This window comes from Finegoldia magna (genome assembly GCF_018371055.1).
In the GTDB taxonomy this organism is placed as follows: domain Bacteria; phylum Bacillota; class Clostridia; order Tissierellales; family Peptoniphilaceae; genus Finegoldia; species Finegoldia magna_I.
The window spans coordinates 1-5287 of record NZ_JAGYZD010000119.1 but is presented as its reverse complement, the minus strand read 5'-3'; the positions used below and the strand labels follow the sequence as shown (position 1 = coordinate 5287).

Here is a 5287-nt window from a genome sequence, read left to right as displayed (position 1 = left end):
ACACGAGTTTTCTCATCATCTTCAATTTTATTTATTTTTTCATTAAATAAATTGTGATTAAGGACAATGTCAGTATTTTTCATTATAATCCCATTAATCTGTAAGCTTCGTTTTTCAAATCCAAATCTTCTTCAAAAGCTCCTCTTGCTACAGAAGTCATTGTTGAAGTACCTGGTTTTTTAACGCCTCTCATATTCATACACATGTGTTCAGCTTCAATAGTTACTAAACATCCTTTGCAATTTAAATATTCCATTAATGCATCAGCTATTTCAATATTTAAACGTTCTTGTAATTGTGGTTTTTTTGAATACACGTCAACAGTTCTAGCTAATTTTGATAAACCAGCAACTCTTTTATCAGGAATATAAGCAATATTAACCTTTCCCCAAAATGGTAGTAAGTGATGTTCGCACATTGAATAAAAAGGAATGTCCTTTTCTATTACCATATTGTCATCAACTATCTCAAAGGATTTCGACAAATGCACTTTCGCATTTTGATTTAATCCACTGAATATTTCTTCGTACATTCTAGCCACTCTTTGAGGTGTTTCCAATAATCCTTCTCTGTTTGGATCTTCACCAATAGCTTCTATTATCATTGACACTGCTTGTTCAATTTTTTCTTTATCCATTAAAATCCCTCTCATTTATAAAAAATATAAGAGCACCCGAGAGTGCTCCACAAAAAAAGCATTATCCTATGTTTCAAAGATAATGCTCCCACTAATTCATATTATCAGCGGAAGCGGCATTGATATCGCAATAATTTCGTTAATGGGCAACTCCCTATCCCATTACACTAAACGCATCAACCCTACTCTGTAATTATTATTATACCACACTTATGTGTTTTTTAATCTTGATATTTTAATCCATCAAAGTGAAAATAATCAATCATATCGTCATCTTCATAAATTATTATATCAGATGGCTCCCTATTTCTTTCTGCTACATTAAAACAATCTTCTAACTTTGCGTATTCTACAGCTCTACAAGTATTTTGAACTGCAAAATCAAAATTCCCATCTTTGTATTTTTCAATAAAATCTTTTTTTGTTAAATCATTCATCGTCTTTCTTCTTCCTATTCTTCAAATATTCTGTATAAGTTTTTTGCATTAATTTTTCAATTTCAGAAAAATCCATATTAATTCCCAACTTTTCTCTTTTAGCAATATAACTCAAAACTTCTATATAACTCATCGCTAACGCCGTGGTCATTATAGACGCAGTCGCTGCAGATATTAATCCACCAGCTAAGCTACCTACTCCCGGAATAAACTTCAACGCATTCGTTACTATGAATCTTCCCGCAAAAGTAGCTCCTCCAGTTCCACCTATAGCAGCTATGATTGAGGCAACTCTTTGCTTATCCATTGATATTCCAAAAATAGAATTAATGTGAGCTATCATTCCAATTTGCATAGGCACTAATAAAGACGCGTCTGAGAAAGGTATAGGAACAAATCCAATTCCAAAAGCTGTTTTTATATATCTTTTTGCCCAACGTCTTGCCGTTTTTGCTTTTAAATCAATATCGACATGTTGGGCATTAATAAAAGAATTTTTAATTTCCTCATCTAAAAGTTCAAAACTTTTAGTCATCAGTTCTTTCAATCCTTTTTCTTCAATAACCATATCGTTAATTCTGTATGGTTTTGCGAGTATTTCGATAACATCTGCCACATCCAAATTCAAATTCTGAATATAGTCTTTTAATTGTTCAGAATTTTCTCCTAGTGATTGCGTTAAGACTATGATTACTGGTGCATATTGTTTTAAAGAATTAATAAGAGCTATTTCAGAATCTTCTATCCTAGATCCATTTGAATTAATACAATAATATATCAAATGAATTTTATCTTTTTCCCCTTGATGTTTTAAATCTTTTAATAAAGTTGTTATTTCTGTTAGGACTTCTCTTTGATTTTGTGAGTTTAGTTCGAGTCCTTGAGTATCGTATAAATTAATAGGAATATTTTCCTTAGTAATTTTTTGCAAATATTTAGTGACAGGCTTTCCTACACCTGTCTCTACCAAATTATCTCTAAACATTCCATTAATTAAAGTCGATTTGCCAACTCCAGTTTTTCCAACCAATAAAATATTGATTGGACTCATTTTTTGTATTTCTTCACTTGTTTTGCCAAGCACTTCATTTATTAAATCGTAATTATTCATTATCTCACCAACTTAATGTATATATACCCGATATTCATTTTCAACTAACATTTTTACTTCATTGCATAAAAAAAGATGAGGAATATATCCTCACCTTTAATTTGTCTACATATATGCGCCAGGACCTGGTTGAGGCATAGCTGGTTCGTCTTCTTTTATAGAAACTACTGCTGCTTCTGTTGTCAATAATAAACTTGCAACAGATGCTGCATTTTGTAATGCAGATAATGTTACTTTTGTTGGATCTACAATACCAGCTTTTAACATATCTACATATTCACCTTTGTATGCATCAAATCCAATTCCTTTGTCTTTGTTTTTAACATTTTCAACTATAACTGATCCGTCGATTCCAGCATTAATTGCGATTTGTTTTACAGGTTCTTCTAACGCTTTTAGAATTATCTTAACTCCTGTTTTTTCATCGCCTTCAACTTCATCGACAAGTTTTTCAACTTCTTCAAGAACATCCAATAGAACCGTTCCACCACCAGCTACAATTCCTTCTTCAACTGCTGCTCTTGTTGCTGCAAGTGCATCTTCTATCCTCAATTTTCTTTCTTTTAATTCTGTTTCTGTAGCTGCTCCAACTTCAATTACAGCAACTCCACCAGATAATTTTGCTAATCTTTCTTGAAGTTTTTCTCTATCATATTCAGAATCAGTTTCAGGAATTCTGTTTTGAATTTGGTTAATTCTTTCCTCAATCTTAGATTGTTCACCATTTCCGTCAACAATAGTTGTCTTGTCTTTTGATACATTTACTTTTCTTGCTCGTCCTAGCATATCAAATGATGCATCTTTCAATTCGATTCCCAAATCTTCTGTGATTAATTGAGCTCCAGTTAAAATGCAAATATCTTCAAGCATTTCTTTTCTTCTGTCCCCAAATCCTGGTGCCTTTACAGCTACACAGTTGAATGTTCCTCTGATTTTATTTAAAACTAAAGTTGCTAATGCTTCACCTTCAACATCTTCTGCAATTATAAATAATGGCTTACCTTGTTGAACAACTTGTTCTAATAATGGTAATATATCTTGGATATTTGTAATTTTTCTGTCAGTAACTAAAATAAATGGATCTTCCATTGCTGCTACCATTTTATCTGAATCAGAAACCATATAAGGAGATACATATCCTCTGTCGAATTCCATACCTTCTACTACATTTAAAGTAGTTCCCATAGATTTTGATTCTTCAACAGTAATTACACCATTGTTTCCAACTTTTTCCATAGCTTCTGCAATTAGTTTACCAATAGTTTCATCTGCAGCTGATACGCTACCAACATTTGCTATTTCTTCTTTTGTTGTAACACTGTGACTTCTAGATTTAATAGCTTCCACAGATTTTTCAACAGCTTTTCTGATACCCTTTTGTAAAACAATTGGATTAGCACCAGCTGCTAAGTTTTTCAAACCTTCTCTAATAATTGCTTGTGCTAAAAGTGTAGCAGTAGTTGTACCATCACCTGCTACATCATTTGTTTTAGTAGCAACTTCTTTTACTAATTGTGCACCCATGTTTTCGTATTCATCTTCAAGTTCAATTTCTCTTGCAATTGAAACACCGTCATTTGTAATCAATGGTGCACCATATTCTTTATCCAAAACTACATTACGACCTTTTGGTCCCAATGTAACTTTAACTGTATCTGATAATTTATTAATACCTTCTACCATGCTTTTACGAGCATCATCTGAAAATTTGATTTGTTTTGCCATAAAATTTATCCTCCTATTCTACAACTGCTAGAATATCTTCATATTTAACTAAGATATATTCTGTGTCTTCTAGTTTTATTTCTGTTCCAGCGTATTTTGAGTATATAACTTTATCTCCAACTTTAATGTTGCCTTTCATTTTTTCATCTTCTTCTACTTCAGATCCAATAGCTAAAACTTCTGCATAAACAGGAGCTTCTTTAGCTGAAGATGGGAGAACTATTCCAGAGAATGTTTTTTCTTCTTCTTTTTCTTGTTTTTTTAATACTAATCTATCACCAATAGGTTTTAAATTCATGATATCCTCCTTCAGAATCTTTTGTTAGCACTCTAACCTGTTGAGTGTTAATCCTCTTATATAATAAACCACGTTTTTGTTTTAATCAAACGTATTTATTAGTATTTAAAATCAAATAGCTCAGATTATTTTGATATTTCTTGTTTTAATTCTATTTTCTATGATGAAATTCTGAAAATTATTTTCCGATTGTATTTTCTCTTCCATAGTAGAATAAATATTGCTGTGCATATCCAGCATAATCTCCAAACAAATCATCTGCGTACTTTGCAATCAAATTTTTATTTGTTTCTTCCTTTATAAACAAATACTCCATAACTCTTTTTATCCACACATCAACGGGAAATGTATTGTGTCTATTGTATGAGAAAAGCATTATACAATCGGCAACTTTAGGTCCTACTCCTGGAAGTTTGATTAATTCTTTTCTTAATTCCTCATTTGATAAATTATCTATTCCCAAAATATCAAATTCGTCATTTGCAACCATTTTTGCCACATCTACAATTCTTTTATCTCTAAATCCAACGCGACACACTTCTCTCATTTCTTCCACTGGTACTTTTGCTAAATCTTCAGGCTTAGGAAAAGAATACAATTTTCTACCGTTAAATTCGCCCAATAATTTACCGTAATTTTCGCAAATTATATTTACCGATTTCATAATTCTAGGTATTTGATTGTTAGCTGATATAATAAACGAAATTATTGTAGAGAATTTATCTTGGTTCAATATTCTGATTCCATTACCATATTCTAATGCGTTTTTCAAAGTTTCATTAAATGATAATTTTTCTTTAATTTCTGAATAGTCAGTTTTCAAATCAAAATAATTTTCCCATTTTTTATAGTAATCATCTTCTGTGCAGTTCTTAATATAAACGTAATCTCCAACCAAACTTACATTACAGTACATGTCCCCATCAACAGTTGTGTATGACATATCATCTTCTTTGTACCATCTAAACGCCTGCCCACATTCAAAAATGTGGGTAGGGTTAAAAGATGATTGTTTAATTTTAGTAAGTTTTAATTCATCATTAAATTCTATTTGTGTTTGCATTAATACCATCCGCGTA

The 5287-nt window shown here is 31.5% G+C and carries 6 protein-coding genes and 1 riboswitch; all 6 genes read right to left on the bottom strand.

What is annotated here, in order from left to right; translation table 11 throughout:
• Positions 1 to 82: 82 nt before the first annotated feature.
• On the bottom strand, positions 83 to 637 hold the full coding sequence (folE, locus tag KHW44_RS06105; protein WP_094203750.1) for a GTP cyclohydrolase I FolE: 555 nt from the start codon (positions 635 to 637) through the stop codon (positions 83 to 85).
• Positions 638 to 740: 103 nt separating this feature from the next.
• A riboswitch (THF riboswitch) is annotated at positions 741 to 829 on the bottom strand.
• Between the two features lie 29 nt (positions 830 to 858).
• Positions 859 to 1074, bottom strand: a complete 216-nt coding sequence (locus tag KHW44_RS06100; protein ID WP_002836577.1) for a hypothetical protein — start codon at positions 1072 to 1074, stop codon at positions 859 to 861.
• The gene (locus tag KHW44_RS06095) at positions 1067 to 2185 is read right to left on the bottom strand and encodes a YcjF family protein (RefSeq protein ID WP_002836578.1); all 1119 of its coding nucleotides are present in this window, start codon (positions 2183 to 2185) and stop codon (positions 1067 to 1069) included. The genes KHW44_RS06100 and KHW44_RS06095 overlap by 8 nt, the downstream gene beginning before the upstream one ends.
• Before the next feature lie 105 nt (positions 2186 to 2290).
• A complete protein-coding gene (gene groL, locus KHW44_RS06090; RefSeq protein WP_002836579.1) occupies positions 2291 to 3910 on the bottom strand; it encodes a chaperonin GroEL in 1620 nt (539 codons plus the stop codon).
• Positions 3911 to 3923: 13 nt separating this feature from the next.
• Positions 3924 to 4208: a co-chaperone GroES gene (locus tag KHW44_RS06085; RefSeq protein ID WP_002836581.1), complete on the bottom strand. Its 285-nt coding sequence runs from the start codon at positions 4206 to 4208 to the stop codon at positions 3924 to 3926.
• Between the two features lie 178 nt (positions 4209 to 4386).
• Positions 4387 to 5271: a DNA-3-methyladenine glycosylase gene (locus KHW44_RS06080; protein WP_304067221.1), complete on the bottom strand. Its 885-nt coding sequence runs from the start codon at positions 5269 to 5271 to the stop codon at positions 4387 to 4389.
• Positions 5272 to 5287 lie beyond the last annotated feature (16 nt).

Coding starts and splice junctions, on each gene's coding strand:
- KHW44_RS06085 (WP_002836581.1), bottom strand. CDS start 4,208: ATGAATTTAAAACCTATTGGTGATAGATTAGTATTAAAAAAACAAGAA.
- folE (WP_094203750.1), bottom strand. CDS start 637: ATGGATAAAGAAAAAATTGAACAAGCAGTGTCAATGATAATAGAAGCT.
- KHW44_RS06080 (WP_304067221.1), bottom strand. CDS start 5,271: ATGCAAACACAAATAGAATTTAATGATGAATTAAAACTTACTAAAATT.
- KHW44_RS06100 (WP_002836577.1), bottom strand. CDS start 1,074: ATGAATGATTTAACAAAAAAAGATTTTATTGAAAAATACAAAGATGGG.
- groL (WP_002836579.1), bottom strand. CDS start 3,910: ATGGCAAAACAAATCAAATTTTCAGATGATGCTCGTAAAAGCATGGTA.
- KHW44_RS06095 (WP_002836578.1), bottom strand. CDS start 2,185: ATGAATAATTACGATTTAATAAATGAAGTGCTTGGCAAAACAAGTGAA.